This window comes from Bacillus sp. TSO22 (genome assembly GCF_020223595.1).
Lineage (GTDB): Bacteria > Bacillota > Bacilli > Bacillales > Bacillaceae > Bacillus > Bacillus inaquosorum.
In genome coordinates this window covers 270235-290273 of sequence record NZ_JAHAWO010000013.1, presented here as the reverse complement: position 1 = coordinate 290273, position 20039 = coordinate 270235, and the positions used below count along the sequence as shown (strand labels likewise).

The 20039-nt window shown below is 47.2% G+C and carries 18 protein-coding genes; 15 read left to right on the top strand and 3 right to left on the bottom strand.

Annotated elements, in window-relative coordinates:
* Positions 1-13: 13 nt before the first annotated feature.
* The 9 genes from purC to purD all read left to right on the top strand — a co-directional run bounded on the left by purC (position 14) and on the right by purD (position 9828).
* Positions 14-739, top strand: coding sequence for a phosphoribosylaminoimidazolesuccinocarboxamide synthase (gene purC / locus KHQ79_RS16985; RefSeq protein WP_225516215.1), 726 nt, complete (start codon positions 14-16; stop codon positions 737-739).
* Positions 732-986, top strand: coding sequence for a phosphoribosylformylglycinamidine synthase subunit PurS (gene purS, locus KHQ79_RS16980; protein WP_004397717.1), 255 nt, complete (start codon positions 732-734; stop codon positions 984-986). Before purC ends, purS begins: the two co-directional genes overlap by 8 nt.
* Positions 983-1666: a phosphoribosylformylglycinamidine synthase subunit PurQ gene (purQ, locus tag KHQ79_RS16975; RefSeq protein WP_004397716.1), complete on the top strand. Its 684-nt coding sequence runs from the start codon at positions 983-985 to the stop codon at positions 1664-1666. The genes purS and purQ overlap by 4 nt, the downstream gene beginning before the upstream one ends.
* Positions 1650-3878 carry a phosphoribosylformylglycinamidine synthase subunit PurL gene (purL, locus tag KHQ79_RS16970; RefSeq protein ID WP_225516213.1) on the top strand — a complete coding sequence of 743 codons (2229 nt, stop codon included), beginning with the start codon at positions 1650-1652 and terminating at the stop codon, positions 3876-3878. The genes purQ and purL overlap by 17 nt, the downstream gene beginning before the upstream one ends.
* Positions 3854-5284, top strand: coding sequence for an amidophosphoribosyltransferase (purF, locus tag KHQ79_RS16965; protein ID WP_060398068.1), 1431 nt, complete (start codon positions 3854-3856; stop codon positions 5282-5284). The genes purL and purF overlap by 25 nt, the downstream gene beginning before the upstream one ends.
* A gap of 100 nt (positions 5285-5384) precedes the next feature.
* Positions 5385-6425, top strand: a complete 1041-nt coding sequence (purM, locus tag KHQ79_RS16960) for a phosphoribosylformylglycinamidine cyclo-ligase (RefSeq protein WP_133488817.1) — start codon at positions 5385-5387, stop codon at positions 6423-6425.
* The gene (gene purN, locus KHQ79_RS16955) at positions 6422-7009 is read left to right on the top strand and encodes a phosphoribosylglycinamide formyltransferase (RefSeq protein WP_225516211.1); all 588 of its coding nucleotides are present in this window, start codon (positions 6422-6424) and stop codon (positions 7007-7009) included. Before purM ends, purN begins: the two co-directional genes overlap by 4 nt.
* Entirely contained in the window at positions 7006-8544 is a 1539-nt protein-coding gene (gene purH / locus KHQ79_RS16950; RefSeq protein WP_004397693.1) for a bifunctional phosphoribosylaminoimidazolecarboxamide formyltransferase/IMP cyclohydrolase, read from the top strand. The genes purN and purH overlap by 4 nt, the downstream gene beginning before the upstream one ends.
* 15 nt (positions 8545-8559) lie before the next feature.
* Entirely contained in the window at positions 8560-9828 is a 1269-nt protein-coding gene (purD, locus tag KHQ79_RS16945) for a phosphoribosylamine--glycine ligase (RefSeq protein WP_225516209.1), read from the top strand.
* A gap of 36 nt (positions 9829-9864) precedes the next feature.
* On the opposite strand, the gene KHQ79_RS16940 is transcribed toward purD, so the two are convergent.
* A complete protein-coding gene (locus KHQ79_RS16940) occupies positions 9865-10287 on the bottom strand; it encodes an Lrp/AsnC family transcriptional regulator (RefSeq protein WP_225516207.1) in 423 nt (140 codons plus the stop codon).
* A 143-nt stretch (positions 10288-10430) separates the two neighbouring features.
* Here KHQ79_RS16940 and KHQ79_RS16935 point away from each other — a divergent pair, with 143 nt between their 5' ends.
* Positions 10431-11705 carry an APC family permease gene (locus tag KHQ79_RS16935; RefSeq protein WP_225516205.1) on the top strand — a complete coding sequence of 425 codons (1275 nt, stop codon included), beginning with the start codon at positions 10431-10433 and terminating at the stop codon, positions 11703-11705.
* Between the two features lie 14 nt (positions 11706-11719).
* Here KHQ79_RS16935 and KHQ79_RS16930 read toward each other — a convergent pair whose 3' ends face one another.
* Positions 11720-11953, bottom strand: coding sequence for a YgaP family membrane protein (locus KHQ79_RS16930; RefSeq protein WP_225516203.1), 234 nt, complete (start codon positions 11951-11953; stop codon positions 11720-11722).
* A 130-nt stretch (positions 11954-12083) separates the two neighbouring features.
* Here KHQ79_RS16930 and KHQ79_RS16925 point away from each other — a divergent pair, with 130 nt between their 5' ends.
* From KHQ79_RS16925 to KHQ79_RS16915, 3 genes are read left to right on the top strand one after another with little or no spacing between them, the layout of a single operon-like run.
* Complete coding sequence (locus KHQ79_RS16925; protein ID WP_225516201.1) at positions 12084-13826, top strand: adenine deaminase; 1743 nt, start codon at positions 12084-12086, stop codon at positions 13824-13826.
* A gap of 26 nt (positions 13827-13852) precedes the next feature.
* The gene (locus KHQ79_RS16920) at positions 13853-14848 is read left to right on the top strand and encodes a DUF3048 domain-containing protein (protein WP_133488831.1); all 996 of its coding nucleotides are present in this window, start codon (positions 13853-13855) and stop codon (positions 14846-14848) included.
* Positions 14849-14850: 2 nt separating this feature from the next.
* Positions 14851-15165 (top strand): YerC/YecD family TrpR-related protein, encoded by a 315-nt coding sequence (locus tag KHQ79_RS16915; RefSeq protein WP_003219429.1) that lies wholly within the window; start codon positions 14851-14853, stop codon positions 15163-15165.
* A 37-nt stretch (positions 15166-15202) separates the two neighbouring features.
* Here KHQ79_RS16915 and KHQ79_RS16910 read toward each other — a convergent pair whose 3' ends face one another.
* Entirely contained in the window at positions 15203-16780 is a 1578-nt protein-coding gene (locus tag KHQ79_RS16910; RefSeq protein ID WP_225516199.1) for an FMN-binding glutamate synthase family protein, read from the bottom strand.
* Between the two features lie 282 nt (positions 16781-17062).
* Between KHQ79_RS16910 and pcrB the strand changes: the two genes are divergently transcribed.
* Together pcrB and pcrA are read left to right on the top strand one after the other, a co-directional pair.
* Entirely contained in the window at positions 17063-17749 is a 687-nt protein-coding gene (gene pcrB / locus KHQ79_RS16905) for a heptaprenylglyceryl phosphate synthase (protein WP_225516197.1), read from the top strand.
* Positions 17750-17810: 61 nt separating this feature from the next.
* Positions 17811-20030 carry a DNA helicase PcrA gene (gene pcrA / locus KHQ79_RS16900; RefSeq protein ID WP_225516195.1) on the top strand — a complete coding sequence of 740 codons (2220 nt, stop codon included), beginning with the start codon at positions 17811-17813 and terminating at the stop codon, positions 20028-20030.
* Positions 20031-20039: the final 9 nt, after the last annotated feature.

Below are 20039 nucleotides of genomic sequence, written 5' to 3'. Positions count from 1 at the left end.
TAGGAGGCCTTCCGTGAATATTGTGAAAAAAGAACTTTTATACGAAGGAAAAGCAAAAAAGATCTACAAAACCGATGACGAAAACACGCTGTATGTCGTGTATAAAGACTCCGCCACTGCCTTTAACGGCGAGAAAAAAGCAGAAATCAGCGGGAAAGGGCGCTTAAATAACGAGATTTCAAGCTTAATTTTCAAACACCTTCATGCTAAAGGCATTAACAACCATTTTATCGAGCGCATTTCAGAAACAGAGCAGCTCATTAAAAAGGTAACGATTGTGCCGCTTGAAGTCGTCGTCAGAAATGTTGTGGCAGGAAGCATGTCCAAACGTCTCGGCATTCCAGAAGGCACGGAGCTTGAACAGCCGATTATCGAGTTTTACTACAAGGATGACGCGCTGGGTGATCCGCTCATCACAGAAGATCATATTTGGCTCTTAAAAGCGGCGACTCCTGAACAGGTAGAAACCATTAAGTCCATTACAAAAACAGTAAATGAAGAGCTTCAAAGCATTTTTGACGATTGTCATGTCAGATTAATAGATTTCAAGCTTGAATTCGGTTTAGATGCAGACGGGAAAGTGCTTTTGGCGGATGAAATTTCACCTGACACATGCCGCTTGTGGGATAAAGACACGAACGAAAAGCTGGACAAAGATTTATTCAGACGCAATCTGGGAAGCTTAACCGACGCATACGAAGAGATTTTCAAAAGACTGGGAGGCATTCATCATGTATAAAGTAAAAATTTATGTCAGCTTAAAAGAAAGTGTACTAGATCCACAAGGGAGCGCTGTCCAGCATGCCTTGCACAGTATGACTTACAACGAGGTTCAAGATGTGCGCATCGGGAAATACATGGAGCTTACCATTGAAAAATCAGACCGTGATCTTGACGCGCTCGTAAAAGAAATGTGCGAAAAACTTCTTGCGAATACAGTGATTGAAGATTACAGATACGAGGTTGAGGAGGTAGTCGCACAGTGAAATTTGCGGTGATTGTGTTACCCGGCTCCAACTGTGATATCGATATGTATCATGCTGTAAAGGATGAGCTCGGCCATGAAGTGGAATACGTCTGGCATGAGGAAACAAGCCTTGACGGCTTCGACGGCGTGTTAATCCCGGGAGGATTTTCTTACGGCGACTACTTGAGATGCGGCGCTATCGCCCGATTTGCGAATATTATGCCAGCTGTCAAACAGGCGGCGGCTGAAGGAAAACCTGTTCTTGGCGTCTGCAACGGATTCCAGATTTTACAGGAGCTTGGCCTTCTGCCAGGCGCAATGAGACGCAACAAAGATTTGAAGTTCATTTGCCGTCCGGTTGAATTAATTGTGCAGAACGACAAAACATTATTCACATCTTCCTATGAAAAGGGACAATCGATTACCATCCCGGTTGCCCATGGTGAAGGAAATTTCTACTGTGATGACGAAACGCTTGCTTCATTGAAAGAAAACAATCAAATTGCTTTCACATACGGCTCCAATATTAACGGAAGCGTCAGCGACATTGCCGGTGTCGTGAATGAGAAAGGCAACGTATTAGGCATGATGCCTCACCCTGAGCGCGCGGTCGATGAACTGCTTGGAAGCGCCGACGGTCTTAAATTGTTTCAGTCTATCGTGAAAAATTGGAGGGAAACTCATGTCACTACTGCTTGAACCAAGTAAAGAACAAATAAAAGAAGAGAAACTGTATCAGCAAATGGGTGTCAGTGATGATGAGTTTGCATTGATTGAATCCATTCTTGGAAGATTGCCGAACTACACAGAAATCGGGATTTTTTCTGTCATGTGGTCAGAGCATTGCAGCTACAAAAACTCAAAGCCGATTCTGCGTAAATTCCCGACAAGCGGAGAGCGCGTGCTGCAAGGTCCGGGGGAAGGCGCCGGAATCGTTGATATCGGTGATAACCAAGCGGTTGTGTTCAAAATTGAATCACATAACCACCCATCAGCTCTCGAACCTTACCAAGGCGCTGCGACTGGCGTAGGCGGCATTATCCGTGACGTATTCTCAATGGGTGCCCGTCCAATCGCTGTATTGAACTCTCTTCGATTTGGTGAACTGACTTCACCGCGCGTGAAGTACTTGTTTGAAGAAGTAGTAGCGGGAATCGCCGGATACGGCAACTGTATCGGGATCCCGACAGTCGGCGGAGAAGTGCAGTTTGACAGCAGCTATGAAGGAAATCCGCTCGTCAACGCAATGTGCGTCGGATTAATTAATCATGAAGACATCAAAAAAGGCCAGGCAAAGGGTGTCGGCAACACAGTGATGTACGTAGGAGCGAAAACAGGGCGTGACGGAATCCACGGCGCTACGTTTGCTTCTGAAGAAATGTCTGATTCGTCTGAAGAAAAGCGCTCTGCTGTTCAAGTGGGCGACCCGTTTATGGAGAAACTTTTGCTTGAAGCATGTCTGGAAGTCATCCAATGTGATGCGTTAGTCGGCATTCAGGATATGGGAGCTGCCGGTTTAACAAGCTCAAGTGCCGAAATGGCAAGTAAAGCCGGTTCTGGTATTGAGATGAATCTTGACCTGATTCCTCAGCGTGAAACAGGCATGACCGCTTATGAAATGATGCTTTCTGAATCACAGGAACGGATGCTTTTGGTTATCGAACGCGGACGTGAGCAGGAAATCATCGATATTTTTGACAAGTATGATCTTGAAGCGGTTTCTGTCGGGCGTGTGACAGATGATAAAATGCTTCGCCTGACACATAAAGGAGAGGTAGTGTGCGAGCTGCCTGTTGATGCCTTGGCAGAAGAAGCACCGGTTTACCACAAGCCTTCTCAAGAGCCTGCATACTACCGCGAGTTTTTAGAGACAGACGTTCCGGCTCCTCAAATTGATGATGCCAATGAAACGCTGAAGGCCCTCCTCCAGCAGCCGACGATCGCAAGTAAAGAATGGGTTTACGATCAGTATGACTACATGGTGCGGACGAATACAGTTGTCGCTCCTGGGTCTGACGCAGGTGTTCTCAGAATCCGCGGAACGAAAAAGGCGCTGGCGATGACGACAGATTGTAATGCCCGTTATCTCTATCTTGATCCTGAAGTCGGCGGAAAAATCGCTGTCGCTGAAGCAGCGCGCAACATCATTTGCTCAGGTGCAGAACCGCTTGCCGTCACAGATAACCTTAACTTCGGAAACCCGGAAAAACCGGAAATCTTCTGGCAGATCGAAAAAGCGGCTGACGGCATCAGTGAGGCGTGCAATGTTCTCAGCACACCGGTTATCGGCGGAAACGTATCGCTTTATAACGAATCAAACGGCACAGCGATCTACCCGACACCTGTTATCGGCATGGTCGGCTTAATTGAAGATACAGCACACATTACAACACAGCATTTCAAACAAGCGGGAGATCTCGTTTACGTGATCGGTGAAACAAAACCTGAGTTTGCTGGTAGTGAGCTGCAAAAAATGACAGAAGGCAGCATTTACGGCAAAGCGCCGCAAATCGATCTTAATGTAGAGCTGTCACGCCAAAAAGCTTTGCTTGACGCAATTAAAAAAGGCTTCGTTCAATCTGCGCATGATGTGTCTGAAGGCGGCTTAGGCGTAGCGATTGCAGAAAGTGTCATGACGACGGAAAACCTTGGCGCAAACGTGACTGTTGAAGGAGAGGCAGCGTTATTATTCTCTGAATCTCAATCCCGCTTCGTCGTATCTGTGAAAAAAGAACATCAAGCAGCGTTTGAAGCAGCGGTGAAAGATGCGGTTCATATCGGTGAGGTAACAGCTGACGGACTTCTGGCGATTCAAAACCAAGACGGACAACAATTGATTCATGCGCAAACGAAAGAGCTTGAGCGCGCATGGAAAGGAGCTATCCCATGCTTGCTGAAATCAAAGGCTTAAATGAAGAATGCGGCGTTTTTGGGATTTGGGGACATGAAGAAGCCCCGCAAATCACATATTACGGCCTCCACAGCCTCCAGCACAGAGGACAGGAGGGCGCGGGAATTGTAGCAACTGACGGTGAAAAACTGACGGCGCACAAAGGCCAAGGCCTGATCACTGAAGTGTTTCAAAACGGAGAGCTCAGCAAAGTAAAGGGGAAAGGCGCAATCGGGCACGTTCGGTACGCGACGGCTGGAGGCGGCGGATATGAAAATGTTCAGCCGCTCCTCTTCCGGTCCCAAAACAACGGCAGCCTGGCGCTTGCCCATAACGGAAATCTCGTCAATGCCACTCAGCTGAAGCAGCAGCTTGAAAATCAAGGGAGCATTTTTCAGACCTCTTCGGACACAGAGGTTTTGGCTCACCTGATCAAAAGAAGCGGCCACTTCACGCTGAAGGATCAAATTAAAAACTCGCTTTCCATGTTGAAAGGCGCTTACGCGTTCTTGATCATGACCGAAACAGAAATGATTGTCGCGCTTGACCCGAACGGGCTTAGACCGCTGTCAATCGGAATGATGGGCGACGCTTATGTTGTCGCATCAGAAACATGCGCATTTGATGTGGTCGGCGCAACGTATCTTCGTGAGGTAGAACCGGGCGAAATGCTGATCATCAATGATGAAGGCATGAAATCAGAGCGTTTTTCCATGAATATCAACCGTTCCATCTGTAGTATGGAATACATTTATTTCTCAAGGCCTGACAGCAACATTGACGGCATTAACGTGCACAGTGCGCGTAAAAACCTCGGGAAAATGCTGGCTCAGGAATCCGCAGTTGAAGCTGACGTCGTAACAGGGGTTCCGGATTCCAGTATTTCTGCGGCAATCGGCTATGCAGAAGCAACAGGCATCCCGTACGAGCTTGGCTTAATCAAAAACCGCTATGTCGGGAGAACGTTTATTCAGCCGTCTCAGGCTCTGCGCGAGCAAGGCGTCAGAATGAAGCTGTCTGCGGTGCGCGGGGTTGTGGAAGGCAAACGCGTCGTCATGGTAGATGACTCTATCGTGCGCGGAACAACAAGCCGCCGGATTGTCACGATGCTCAGAGAAGCGGGTGCGACAGAGGTGCATGTCAAAATCAGTTCACCGCCGATCGCTCATCCGTGCTTTTACGGCATTGATACTTCTACACATGAAGAACTAATCGCGTCTTCCCATTCTGTTGAAGAAATCCGTCAGGAAATCGGAGCCGACACCCTCTCATTTTTGAGTGTGGAAGGGCTGCTGAAAGGCATTGGCAGAACATACGATGACTCTAATTGCGGACAGTGTCTCGCTTGCTTTACAGGAAAATATCCGACTGAAATTTATCAGGATACAGTGCTTCCTCATGTAAAAGAAGCGGTATTAACCAAATAAAACTTGAAAATGACATAAAGGCAGCGCAGTTCGGCTGCCTTTCTCATTCTGCCCTCGTTCGGGGAGATATTTTGAAAAGCGCCTTAAAGGAGTGAATAGGATGTCTGAAGCATATAAAAACGCAGGAGTTGACATCGAAGCCGGATATGAAGCTGTAAAACGAATGAAAAAACATGTAGAGCGCACAAAACGGCTTGGCGTAATGGGCAGCCTTGGCGGTTTTGGCGGCATGTTTGACCTGTCTGAGCTTTCTTATCAAAAACCTGTTTTAATTTCGGGAACGGACGGTGTCGGCACAAAATTAAAGCTAGCTTTTTCCATGGATAAGCATGACACGATTGGCGTGGACGCTGTTGCAATGTGTGTCAATGATGTGCTGGCACAAGGTGCAGAACCGCTGTTTTTCCTTGATTATTTAGCGGTCGGCAAAGCGGACCCTGTGAAAATTGAGCAGATCGTACAAGGTGTAGCAGACGGCTGTGAGCAGTCAGGTTCAGCCTTAGTTGGCGGCGAGACGGCTGAAATGCCGGGACTATATACAGCTGATGAATACGATATTGCCGGTTTCTCAGTCGGAGTGGCGGAAAAGGACGAAATCGTGACTGGAGAAAACATCAAAGAAGGTCATCTTTTGATCGGCCTGAGCTCCAGCGGCCTTCACAGCAACGGATTTTCCCTTGTCAGAAAAGTGCTTTTGGATGATGCGGAGCTGGATCTTGATAAAACATACGAACCGTTTGACCGCCCCCTTGGCGAGGAGTTGCTTGAACCGACAAGAATTTATGTGAAGCCTGTGCTTGCGGCGGTGAAAAGCGGAAAAGTCGACGGCATGGCGCACGTGACAGGCGGAGGATTCATCGAAAATATCCCGCGCATGCTTCCAGAAGGTTTAAGTGCGGAAATCGATAACGGCTCATGGCCGATCCCGCCAATTTTCTCTTTCCTGCAAGAGTATGGCAAGCTGAAGGAAGAAGACATGTTCAACGTCTTTAATATGGGGATCGGCTTTGTTTTGGCAGTCAAAGAAGAGCATCTGACAGATGTGATCGGAACGCTTGAAAGCCAAGGTGAAAAAGCCTATTTGATCGGGCGTGTGAAACAAGGAGAAGGCGTCACATTCGGCGGTGCGGCACTTTCATGAAAAAGTTTGCGGTATTTGCATCCGGAAACGGTTCAAACTTCGAAGCCATCGTCACGCGTTTGAAAGAGGAGAACTGGGATGCGTCCGTATCGCTCCTCGTTTGCGACAAACCGCAGGCGAAAGTCATCGAACGGGCGGAAATGTTCCATATTCCATCCTTTGCATTTGAGCCGAAGTCTTATGAAAACAAGGCCGCATTTGAACGGGCCATTATTGAACAGCTTCGCCTTCATGACGTTGAATTGATTGTTCTTGCCGGTTATATGAGGCTGATCGGTGACACGCTGCTTCAGGCATACGGAGGAAAAATCATCAACATTCACCCGTCGCTGCTTCCCGCGTTTCCTGGGATTGATGCAGTCGGACAGGCGTACCGCGCGGGTGTGAAGGTTGCCGGGATCACCGTGCATTATGTCGATGAAGGAATGGATACAGGCCCGATCATCGCTCAAAAGGCAATCGAAATTGACGAACACGATACATTGGAAACAATTGAACAGCGGATTCACAAGCTTGAGCATAAATGGTATCCGAGTGTGATTAAACAGCTATTAGGATTAAATAACAGAGGTGAAAAGGCATGACCATTAAACGTGCATTAATCAGTGTTTCAGATAAAACAAATCTCGTTCCTTTCGTAAAAGAATTAACAGAGCTTGGCGTTGAAGTCATTTCAACAGGCGGAACGAAAAAGCTTCTTCAAGAAAACGGTGTGAATGTCATCGGAATTTCTGAAGTGACAGGCTTTCCTGAAATTATGGACGGACGGCTAAAAACACTTCATCCGAATATTCACGGCGGTCTTCTGGCAGTTCGCGGCAATGAAGAGCATATGGCGCAGATCAATGAACACGGGATTCAGCCGATTGACCTCGTTGTCGTCAACCTTTATCCATTTAAAGAAACGATTTCTAAAGAAGATGTCACATATGAAGATGCGATTGAAAATATCGACATCGGCGGCCCGGGCATGCTGCGTGCGGCATCAAAAAACCATCAGGATGTGACGGTTATCGTTGATCCGGCGGATTACAGCCCAGTGCTGAATCAAATCAAAGAAGAAGGCGGCGTATCACTCCAGAAAAAACGCGAGCTGGCGGCAAAAGTATTCCGTCATACTGCGGCATATGATGCACTGATCGCTGATTATCTGACAGATGTTGTCGGTGAAAAAGAACCGGAACAATTCACTGTAACATTTGAGAAAAAACAATCGCTTCGCTACGGAGAGAACCCGCATCAGGAAGCAACATTCTACCAAAGCGCGCTTCCTGTTAAAGGATCTATTGCGCAAGCAGAACAGCTCCACGGAAAAGAGCTTTCTTACAACAACATTAAAGACGCGGATGCAGCAGTTCAAATCGTTCGTGAATTCACTGAGCCGGCTGCGGTTGCCGTAAAGCATATGAATCCTTGCGGCGTAGGAACAGGAAAAACGATCGCAGAAGCGTTTGACAGAGCATTTGAAGCGGATAAAACATCTATCTTCGGCGGCATTATCGCGCTGAACCGTGAAGTGGACAAAGCAACTGCAGAGGCGCTTCACAACATTTTCTTAGAAATCATCATTGCGCCTTCATTCAGCCAAGAAGCGCTTGACATCCTGACTGCGAAGAAAAATCTTCGTCTGCTGACGCTTGATGTGACAGCTGCCGTTCAAAAAGAAAAACAGCTGACATCCGTTCAAGGCGGGCTGCTGATTCAAGATTTAGATATGCACGGCTTTGATGATGCTGAGATCAGCATTCCGACAAAAAGAGAGCCGAACGAGCAAGAGTGGGAAGACTTGAAGCTTGCTTGGAAAGTCGTAAAGCATGTGAAATCAAATGCGATCGTTCTCACAAAGGACAACATGACAGTCGGCGTTGGAGCAGGCCAAATGAACCGCGTCGGATCAGCGAAAATTGCCATTGAGCAAGCAGGAGAAAAAGCGAAAGGCAGCGCACTTGGATCTGATGCATTTTTCCCAATGCCGGATACTGTTGAAGAAGCGGCAAAAGCGGGCGTTACGGCTATCATTCAGCCGGGGGGATCTGTACGTGATGAGGATTCCATCAAAAAAGCGGATGAGTACGGCATTGCTATGGTATTCACCGGTATTAGACACTTCAAACATTAAGGGGATGAAAACGACGTGAATGTATTCATTATCGGTAAAGGCGGAAGAGAGCATACGCTGGCATGGAAGGTGGCGCAAAGCAGCCTCGTTGATACGGTATTTGCCGCTCCGGGAAATGACGGAATGGCAGCTTCCGCACAGCTTGTAAACATTGAGGAGAGCGACCACGCCGGGCTTGTCTCGTTTGCAAAAGAAAATCAGGTCGGCCTGACCATTGTCGGCCCTGAGGTTCCTTTAATTGAAGGTCTGGTTGATGAATTCGAAAAAGCCGGTTTGCGTGTATTCGGCCCGTCAAAAGCCGCTGCGATCATCGAAGGAAGCAAACAGTTCGCTAAGGATTTAATGAAGAAATACGACATTCCGACTGCAGAATACGACACGTTTACATCCTTTGAAGAGGCAAAGGCATATGTGCAGGAAAAAGGCGCTCCGATTGTCATAAAAGCGGATGGACTTGCGGCTGGAAAAGGCGTAACCGTTGCAATGACAGAGGAAGAAGCGATTGCATGTCTGCATGATTTTCTTGAGGATGAAAAGTTCGGTGATGCGAGCGCGTCTGTTGTCATTGAAGAATTTCTTTCCGGCGAAGAGTTTTCTCTTATGGCATTCGTCAAAGGGGAAAAGGTGTATCCAATGGTGATTGCCCAGGATCACAAGCGGGCGTTTGATGGAGACAAAGGCCCGAATACGGGCGGAATGGGCGCTTACTCTCCAGTTCAGCAAATTTCGGAAGAAACTGTCCGCCATGCCGTAGAAACAATCGTCAAGCCCGCTGCAAAAGCAATGGTACAAGAAGGCCGTTCCTTCACTGGCGTTTTGTACGCGGGATTGATGCTCACTGAAACCGGCTCGAAGGTCATTGAATTTAATGCCCGCTTTGGCGATCCGGAAACACAGGTCGTACTTCCGCGCATGGAATCTGATCTGGTACAAGTGCTTCTTGATCTTTTAGAAGATAAGGAAGTTGACTTGAAATGGAAGGATACTGCGGCAGTGAGTGTTGTGCTTGCTTCAGAAGGGTACCCGGAAAGCTACGCAAAAGGCACGCCGATCGGCAGCCTTGCAGCGGAAACTGAGCAGGTTGTGGTCTTTCATGCCGGAACGAAAGCAGAAGGCGGAGAGTTCGTCACAAACGGCGGCCGCGTCGCCAATGTGACTGCTTTTGATGAAACGTTTGAAGCGGCGAGAGACCGAGTGTACAAAGCCGTTGATGAGATCATCAAGCCGGGACTCTTTTTCAGAAAAGACATTGGGGCACGCGCTTTAAAAGCTGCCCAAAAATAAAATGTAGAAAACCCGCAGATTAAGCTGCGGGTTTTTTTATACAAAAGCGGGGTGGTGAGCGGAAGAAGAAAGCACAACCAGCGTAGTCGGTTTTCCGTGGGCCATCGAAGCGTCAATAAAATCTTCAAGCGTATGTACTGATTCTGTCACCACTTTTGTCACATAGCTGTACATCCCTGTAATGCGGTGGTTTTCTGTCACATCCGGGTGCGCTGCAGCAAAGGCGGCATAGTGTTTGCAGCTTTTCGGCTCCATCAGGATAAAAGCCGTTACGTGCTTGTTTAGTTTTTCGTAACAGATATTCGCGCTGTAGCCGGTAATCACTCCTCTGTCTTCCAGCTTTCTGACACGTTCCGCCGCGCTTGGTGAGCTGAGTCCGACAAGCTTTCCCAGCTCAACCATCGTTAATCTGCCATTTCGCTGCAAGTGCGAGAGAATTTGAAGGTCTGTATCGTCCATTTGTCTGGCTCCTTTACATGTTTAAGCAAATTCGTGAAAATTCCTTTTATCATAAGGTGATGCTGTTGATTTAGCTTAATTGTAGCATATGGATGCCGTCTTATTTTTCTTATAATAAATCCATCAACGGAAGAGGAGGCATCATGTTGCCAGAATTGCAGCGTTCTATCACTTGGATTCAAGGGACGGCATTAACGATTGGGGCCGTTTTAGGCTGCGGGATATTAATCCTGCCGTCTGTCACTGCTGACGCAGCCGGTCCCGCTTCTTTATTTGTTTGGGTGTTCATGTCTTTCTTATCTTTTCTTCTTGTCGGCACGCTGGCCCGGCTTGTGAAAATAGCGCCCAGCGCGGGAGGAATCACGGCTTATGTGCAGCTGGCTTTTCAGAAAAAAGCCGGAGCGATTTTGGGCTGGATCATGTTAGGGTCCGTTCCGATCGGCGTTCCTGTCATCGCTTTGACTGGCGCGCATTACGTCAGTTACGTTACAGAGGCTTCGGATTGGCAGATTACTTTAATTGCAGGTTGCATGCTGGCTGTCTCCATTTTGCTTCATATAAGAGGCATTCAACTATCTGCAAACATCAGTACACTCGTCATTTGTGTCATCGTATTTCTGCTTGTCGCTTCTATTGCCGTGTCATTGCCTCACGTCAGGATAGCAGAATTTAAGCCGTTACTTCCGCATGGCTGGTCTGCCGCAGGGTCTGTTTCTGTTATGATTTTTTTCTCTTTTGTAGGCTGGGAAATGATTACCCCATTGGCTGAGGAATTTCATCGCCCTGAGAAAGATGTCCCGCTCAGCTTGTTCTTGGCAGCGGCGTGTGTGGCAGGGCTGTATATCATGCTGTCTTTTGTCACGATAGGGACTCATTCCTATGGAGAGAATGGAGAAATCGCCTCGCTTGCGATGCTTATCTCAAAAGGAGCCGGGGAAAGCAGAGTATATGTAACGGTATGTTTAGCACTGTTTATTACATTCGCCACCATTCACGCCAATATTGCGGGTTTTTCCCGAATGGTATACGCATTAGCGAGAGAGGGGCACATCCCCTTATATTTCGGGAAACTCAGTGAGACAAAACATACGCCTATCCGTGTATTGATAGTGCTGGCCGCAGTGTTTGGCTTAGTGCTTGCGGCGCATGGCTTGTTTCAAATCGATTTGACGGCTCTGTTAAAAGGGCCGAGTGCGGCATTCATTGCCTCTTACATATGTACAATGGCAGCAGCACTGAAACTGCTGAAATGGAGAGATTCAGGCTGGTGGATGGCGTTCGGGGCGTTTATGGCGTGCGCAGTGATTTACACGTTCAGCGGCTGGGCACTCCTTTATCCGGCAGCGCTGGCAGCCGCAGGGTATCTCTATATGAAGACAACGGGATGTCATGAGAAAAAGCTTGATCATGTTTTGTGATCAAGCTTTTCCGTTTATCTGTCTTGATGCTCTTGTTCGTTAATTCCGATAGCGCCGCTTTGAAACATGTAGGTCACAGGGCAGAAGCGCAAGATTCCCGAACCTGCTTTCAAGGCCCCCATAAAGATGTAAAAGAGGTGCATTCTGCACCAAGGCTTTTTCGTAAACTTTGCGCTGGCGGCTGACATAATCGTCAGTCCGCAGGCGATTCTGAAGACGGCATTGATGAGACTGATGTTTGGCTTCATGGAAATCCGCTCCTTTTTACTTGAAAAAGTTTTTTAAATTGAACCTTCAAAAATTTGTAACGTTTTTATCGTGCGTGATGAGTAAGGATGTGATAACATGAGTCTAATACATGTAAAGGAGAGTATGTGAATGTCCGAACGCACCTTTAACTGGAAAAACAAAGACATCAGGGCACAGGTTGATGTTGTAGACTCAAAGCTGCTTCCAACGCTCCTTTTACGGAATGCTCTTGTCTTAAATCCATATGTAAAACAATGGCTGAAAAAAAACATTTGGATTTATCAGGACCGTATTGTTTATGTAGGTCATGAACTTCCGAATAGAGCCGAAGAAATTCATACGATTGATTGTGAAGGAAAATACATTGTGCCAGGGTATATCGAACCGCACGCACATCCTTTTCAAATATATAATCCCCAAACGCTGGCGGAATATGTGTCTCAATACGGAACAACGACATTTGTGAATGATAACTTATTTTTGCTTTTACAAAGCGGAAAAAAGAAAGCGCTTACGATTTTAAATGAACTCAAAAAGCAGCCGGTCCAGTATTTTTGGTGGTCACGCTATGACCTCCAGACCGAGGTTTTGAACGAGGATCACGTTCTTCCGTTTGACGTCAGAAAACAGTGGATTGAACACCCGGATGTCATTCAAGGCGGAGAAATGACCGGATGGCCTCGTTTGGTAGATGGTGATGATTTAATGCTTCACTGCATGCAAGCTACAAAGAAACAGCGGAAACGTATTGAAGGGCATTTTCCCGGCGCTTCAGATAAAACGCTTACAAAAATGAAGCTGTTCGGAGCGGATTGTGATCATGAAGCGATGACAGGTGATGAAGTGATGAGAAGGCTGGAACTGGGCTACTATGTTTCCCTTCGGAACTCTTCCATTCGCCCTGATGTAAGAAACATATTGCAGGAGCTGCATGAGAAGGGCTTCCGCTATTATGACCACTTCTTTTATACGACAGACGGCGCGACGCCGAATTTCTATAAAGGCGGCGTGACAAACGAGCTGATCCGCATCGCGTTAGAAGAAGGAGTTCCGGCAATCGATGCCTACAATATGGCATCATTTAATATCGCGAAGTATTACCAAATGGATGACTATTTAGGAGTTGTCGGACCGGGAAGACTGGCATCGCTGAACATACTTGAAGATCCGTTAAATCCGAATCCTGTGACCGTTCTGTCAAAAGGGATTATCCTTCGTGAAGACGGCAGTGATATGAAGGCGTTTACAAAGACGGACTGGAACAAAGGCGGTCTTGTCCCGCTTGAGCTTTCATATGATATGACGATGGATGATTTACAGTTTTCGATGCCGATGGGCGTGAAAATGCGGAATGCGGTCATTATGGAGCCGTATATGATTGAGATCGACAATTCGATGGAGCAGCTCTCGTTTGACCATGATGAAAGTTATTTGACGATGCTTGACAAACATGGGAAATGGCGCGTCAATACGATGATAAAAGGGTTTGCCTCAAGCGTGCAGGGATTTGTGAGCTCCTTTACGACGACGGGGGATATTGTCGCGATTGGAAAAAATAAAGCGGATATGCTGCTCGCTTTCGCTCGCATGAAAGAAATCGGAGGAGGAATTGTTCTTGCGGAAAACGGGAACATTCTGCATGAAATTCCGCTTGCGCTGTGCGGCTGTGCCTCTTCGGAAACGTATGAAGATGTACTTGAGAAGGAACAAAAGCTGAAAGATCTTTTGACTGAAAGAGGCTACGAATTTTGTGATCCCGTCTATACGCTGCTCTTTTTGCAAAGTACGCACCTTCCGTATATACGCATTACGCCGAGAGGAATCTTCGACGTCATGAAAAAAACTGTACTCTTTCCATCGATAATGCGTTAAAATATAAAAGAGCGGGGAGCCGACATATGAAAAAATGGATGACAGTTTGCGTGCTGTGTTTCGTGTTTTTTCTGCTTGTATCCTGTCAGCAGAAGGATGCTGTCCCTGATTCTGCAAAGAAGCCGAAAGCTCCTTTGACGGGATTGGCGACTGAACAGAAGGTGACTGAACGCCGGCCTGTTGCTGTTGTGGTGAACAATCACCCGAAGGCGAGGCCGCAGTCAGGACTGTCTAAAGCCGACGTTGTCATAGAAGCGCTTGCCGAAGGGCAAATTACAAGATTTCTGGCCATTTTTCAAAGCCAGATGCCTGAAACTGTCGGCCCTGTGCGGAGCGCGCGGGAATATTTCGTCACTCTCAGCAATGGCTTTGACAGCATATTTGTCCATCACGGCTGGAGTCCCGGCGCCAAAGAGCAGCTGGAATCCGGAGCTGCCGATTATATTAACGGATTGGATTTTGACGGAAGCTTATTTTGGAGAGCCGATTTCAGCAAACCGCCCCACAATTCCTACACGTCTTATGATTACATAAAAAAGGCGGCGGAACAAAAGGGATATGAGCTGAAGCGGAAAACAGATCCGCTGCTGTTTCAAACATCAGAAGCAAAACCTGTAAATGAATCTTACAATGTTCGGGTAGATTATGGAACAAAGAACGTTACAAATCTTGTCGAATACAACTATGATAAAAAAGCTGAAGCTTATAAAAGAAGCTCTGATGGTGTCATAACGACAGACCGGGAAACCGGAAAGCCGGTTGCAATGCAAAATATTTTCATTGTTGAAGCCAGCCATCATACTATTGATCAAGATGGAAGGCGGGACATCGATCTAGAATCAGGAGGGAAAGGTCTGTTGTTTCAGCACGGAAACGTCATTGAGACAGACTGGAAACAAGTAAACGGAAGAATTGTGCCGGTGAAAGACGGCAAATGGCTGCCGTTTGTGCCAGGAAAGACTTGGATTAATATCGTGCCTGATCTCGATGCGGCTTCCATTAGTAAAGGAGAAGGTGTGTAACGATGCAAATCGATAAATTACGCGGCAAAGAGCTGGACCAGTTATTCAACTCGATCTTATCGCTGAAAGACCTGGAGGAATGTTACCGGTTCTTCGATGATCTTTGCACAATTAACGAAATTCAATCGCTGGCTCAGCGCCTTGAAGTGGCGCGCATGCTTCGCGAAGGAAACACGTACCATAAGATTGAAACAGAAACAGGCGCTTCCACAGCTACGATTTCCCGTGTGAAACGCTGCTTAAATTACGGTAATGACGCTTATGAAATGGCGCTTGACCGTGTGAAGGAGACGGAAACAGAGTCTTCTTCGAAATAACAAAGAACCGCCCTGCCGTTCGGCAAGGGCGGTTTCTTTATGAAACAAATTGGTGAATGAGTTTGTCGATGTCGACGATGCTGCCATCCTCTTTTCGATAGACAACATGCTCCTTGGAAAAGTGGATCGGCGAATTAATGCCGGCTGCGGCAGCGAGGTTAAACAGCCCCTCGCGCAGCGAAATGACGTAGTTGCAGACACGGTGCTGCTTTTCCTCGACGCTTAGTGCTTTTTGCAGTTTGGGATCTGTTGTCGCCACACCTGCCGGACAAGTGTTGGTGTGGCATACGAGAGCGCGGATGCAGCCGACCGAAAACATCATGCCGCGTGCAATGTTAACAAAGTCAGCGCCGAGGGCTAAGGCAACCGCGATTTTGTCAGGAGTCAGGAGCTTCCCGGAAGCAAAGATCTTCAGCTGGCCGCGCAAGCCGTATTGTTTAAGCAGCGTATCAACAAGAGGCAGTGCTGTCATAATCGGAAGGCCGACTGTGTCAGCGAGCTCATAAAAGGAAGCGCCGGTACCGCCTTCACTCCCGTCGATCGTGATAAAATCTGGATGCTTTCCGCTTTTCTTCATATAAGAAAAAAGCTCGTGTAATTCGTCAGGATGGCCTGCGACAAGTTTGATCCCGACTGGCTTTTGTCCGACATCTCTAAGTTTCTCAATAAAGTCGAGCATGTCAGGAATGCTTGAAAATTCATGAAAGCGGTTCGGACTGTCAATCGACTTCCCGGGTTCAACATTCCGTATGTCTGCCACTTCCTCTGATACCTTGGCGCCATCCACATGGCCGCCGCGGGTTTTGGCTCCTTGCGCCAGCTTTAGCTCAAACGCTTTAATTTGGTCGAGCCTGCTTTTTCTTTTAAACTCCTCCCACGAAAACTCCCCGTTTCTTTTGCGCACACCAAAAAGACCCGGCCCGATTTGGCAAATGATATCGGCGCCTCCCTTTAAGTGATACTCAGATAATCCCCCTTCCCCGGTATTCATCCAAGTGCCGCCTGCCTGATGAAGCCCTTTTGAGAGCGCTGTAATTGCCCGTTCTCCAAGAGAACCGTAACTCATGGCAGACTGGCCGACTAATCCCTTCACATAAAAAGGCTGCTCGCATGTATGCTCGCCGATCACCTGTACATCATCAGGGTGGAGAAAATACGGATCGGCCTTGATGTGCTCGGCGTGTTCCTTGCGTTTGAACAGATTGTCAGCATCGAGTTGATAGATTTGGGTTTCAATTTTAGGCGTTTGGTTTACACGCAATTCTTCTTTTTGTTTCGGAAACAGAGCGTTACGGATATAATAGCCCGGTTTGTCAAAATCTCTTACAGATCCAAAGCCCATCATTCTGCTTTTGTATTTGCCTGAGATGACGGTTTGTTCATATTCCTTTCTGGAAAAGGGCTGCTCCTCATTGTCATTGCTGTATAAATACTGCCTGAGCTCCGGCCCGATTTTTTCAAGGATATATCGAAACCTTCCGATCACAGGATAGTTGCGAAGGATCGAATGCTCCTGCTGTTTTTCATCCTTTATGTAGATCCAGACAAACAAAATGATGGGGATGGCAATGATCCCGATGATAAATGCGATGAGTGCAATGATGATGGTTTCCATCTGTCAGCCTCCCTTTTTTATGTAATCATTTCCACAGTTGAACGCTTTCCAAACAATAACAGTTTGGACGGAAGAAATTACAGAAACTCTTTTGGGGGACTTACAGCGCAGGTGCTTCCACATGTCATACGAATGCTCATGAGCGCTCTCTTTTTTTATGAAAAAAGAATCAAAACACCTTTTTCAGTGAATAACGAGATTAACGGCTTTTTCCGTTTTTCCGCGCTATGTGAATTTGTTATAATGTTTAAATGGTAACAAACGAATGGAGGAACGTATGACGTGTACGATGTAACGGAGTGGAAGCATGTCTTTAAACTCGATCCAAATAAAGATTTGCCTGATGAACAGCTGGAGATTCTTTGTGAATCAGGAACGGATGCGGTCATAATCGGAGGAAGCGATGGTGTGACAGAGGACAATGTCCTGCGGATGATGTCTAAGGTGAGACGGTTTTTAGTGCCGTGTGTCCTTGAGGTGTCAGCGATTGAAGCGATCGTTCCCGGCTTTGACTTATATTTTATTCCGAGTGTATTAAATAGTAAAAATGCGGACTGGATTGTCGGAATGCACCAGAGAGCCATGAAGGAATTCGGAGAACTGATGTCTATGGAAGAAATCGTGGCGGAAGGCTACTGCATTGCAAATCCGGATTGCAAAGCCGCGGCATTGACTGAAGCGCAAGCCGATCTGAGTATTGACGATATTGTCGCCTATGCGCGTGTGTCTGAGCTGCTGCATCTTCCGATTTTTTATTTAGAATACAGCGGCGTGCTTGGAGACATAGAAGCCGTGAAGAAAACGAAGGCTGTATTGGAAACGTCCACCTTGTTTTACGGCGGCGGCATCAAGGATGCGGAAACGGCAAAGCAATATGCAGAGCATGCCGACGTGATCGTTGTAGGCAATGCGGTGTATGAGGATTTTGACCGGGCTTTGAAAACAGTAGTGGCTGTGAAAGGCGAGTAGTAAATTGAACGGATTTGGTTTATGATAGAACATATGTTTTGTATAGGCGGGTGAACAAATTTTGAATTACATTAGCAATCAATTATTAAGCGGACTAAACCCTGTTCAGCAGGAAGCTGTCAAAACAACGGACGGGCCTCTCTTGCTGATGGCCGGAGCGGGAAGCGGAAAGACGCGTGTCCTGACACACAGAATCGCTTATTTAATGGCGGAAAAGCATGTGGCGCCGTGGAATATTCTGGCGATCACATTTACAAATAAAGCGGCACGCGAAATGAAAGAACGTGTGGAAAGCATTCTTGGACCGGGTGCGGACGATATCTGGATTTCTACATTCCACAGCATGTGCGTGCGGATCTTGCGCAGAGATATCGACCGGATTGGGATCAACCGCAATTTCTCCATCCTTGATACGGCTGACCAGCTTTCAGTGATCAAGGGAATTTTGAAGGAGCGCAATCTTGATCCAAAGAAGTTTGACCCAAGAAGCATCCTCGGCACGATCAGCAGTGCCAAAAACGAATTGACCGAACCGGAGGAATTCTCTAAAGTTGCCGGCGGCTACTACGATCAGGTGGTCAGCGATGTGTATGTTGATTATCAGAAGAAGCTTTTAAAAAACCAGTCGCTCGATTTCGACGATTTAATTATGACAACGATTAAACTGTTTGACCGTGTGCCGGAAGTGCTTGAATTTTATCAGCGCAAATTCCAGTACATCCACGTCGATGAGTATCAGGATACGAACAGAGCCCAATACATGCTCGTGAAGCAGCTTGCGGAGCGCTTCCAGAACCTTTGCGTTGTTGGGGACTCTGACCAGTCGATCTACAGATGGCGCGGAGCGGACATCGCCAACATTCTTTCCTTTGAGAAAGATTATCCGAACGCGAGCGTGATACTGCTTGAACAAAACTACCGTTCAACGAAACGGATTTTGCGCGCGGCTAACGAGGTCATCAAAAACAACTCAAACCGTAAACCGAAAAATTTGTGGACGGAAAACGATGAAGGCATCAAAATTTCTTATTACCGCGGAGATAATGAGTTCGGCGAAGGACAGTTTGTGGCCGGTAAAATTCATCAGCTTCACAGCACAGGCAAGCGGAAGCTGTCGGATATCGCCATTTTGTACCGGACAAATGCGCAGTCGCGTGTGATTGAGGAAACGCTTCTCAAAGCAGGCTTGAACTATAACATTGTCGGCGGCACAAAGTTCTATGACAGAAAAGAAATTAAAGACATTCTCGCGTACCTGCGTCTTGTATCCAATCCGGATGACGATATCAGTTTCACGCGTATTGTCAATGTGCCGAAGCGCGGAGTCGGCGCGACATCACTTGAAAAGATCGCTTCGTATGCGGCGATGAACGGCTTGTCCTTTTTCCAAGCGATTCAGCAGGTCGATTTTATCGGTGTCAGCGCCAAGGCAGCCAACGCGCTCGACAGTTTCAGACAGATGATTGAGAACCTGACCAATATGCAGGATTATTTATCCATTACAGAGCTGACAGAAGAAATTCTTGATAAAACGGAATACAGAGAAATGCTGAAGGCCGAGAAATCAATCGAAGCCCAAAGCCGTTTAGAAAACATCGACGAGTTCCTGTCTGTTACGAAAAACTTTGAACAGAAAAGTGAAGACAAGACACTTGTTGCGTTTTTGACAGACTTGGCGCTGATCGCAGACATCGATCAGCTTGATCAGAAAGAAGAGGAGTCCGGCGGCAAGGATGCAATTACCCTGATGACACTGCACGCCGCAAAAGGACTGGAGTTCCCGGTTGTTTTCTTGATGGGGCTTGAAGAAGGCGTCTTCCCGCACAGCCGTTCTCTCATGGAGGAAGCGGAAATGGAAGAAGAACGCCGTCTTGCTTACGTTGGGATTACAAGGGCGGAGCAGGAGCTTTATCTGACCAACGCTAAAATGCGCACCTTGTTTGGCCGAACAAATATGAACCCGGAATCTCGCTTTATTGCTGAAATACCGGATGATTTATTGGAAAACCTAAATGAGAACAAAGAAACGAGAGCGCCGTCTGCGAGAAAAATGCAGCCGAGACGCGGCCCTGTTTCACGTCCGGTATCCTACGCCAGCAAAACAGGCGGCGACACCTTAAACTGGGCAGTCGGAGATAAGGCGGGCCATAAAAAATGGGGAACAGGAACTGTCGTCAGTGTGAAAGGCGAAGGAGAAGGAACGGAGCTCGATATTGCCTTCCCGAGCCCTGTCGGCGTGAAACGCCTGTTAGCAGCATTCGCTCCCATTGAAAAGCAGTAATTGAAGAGG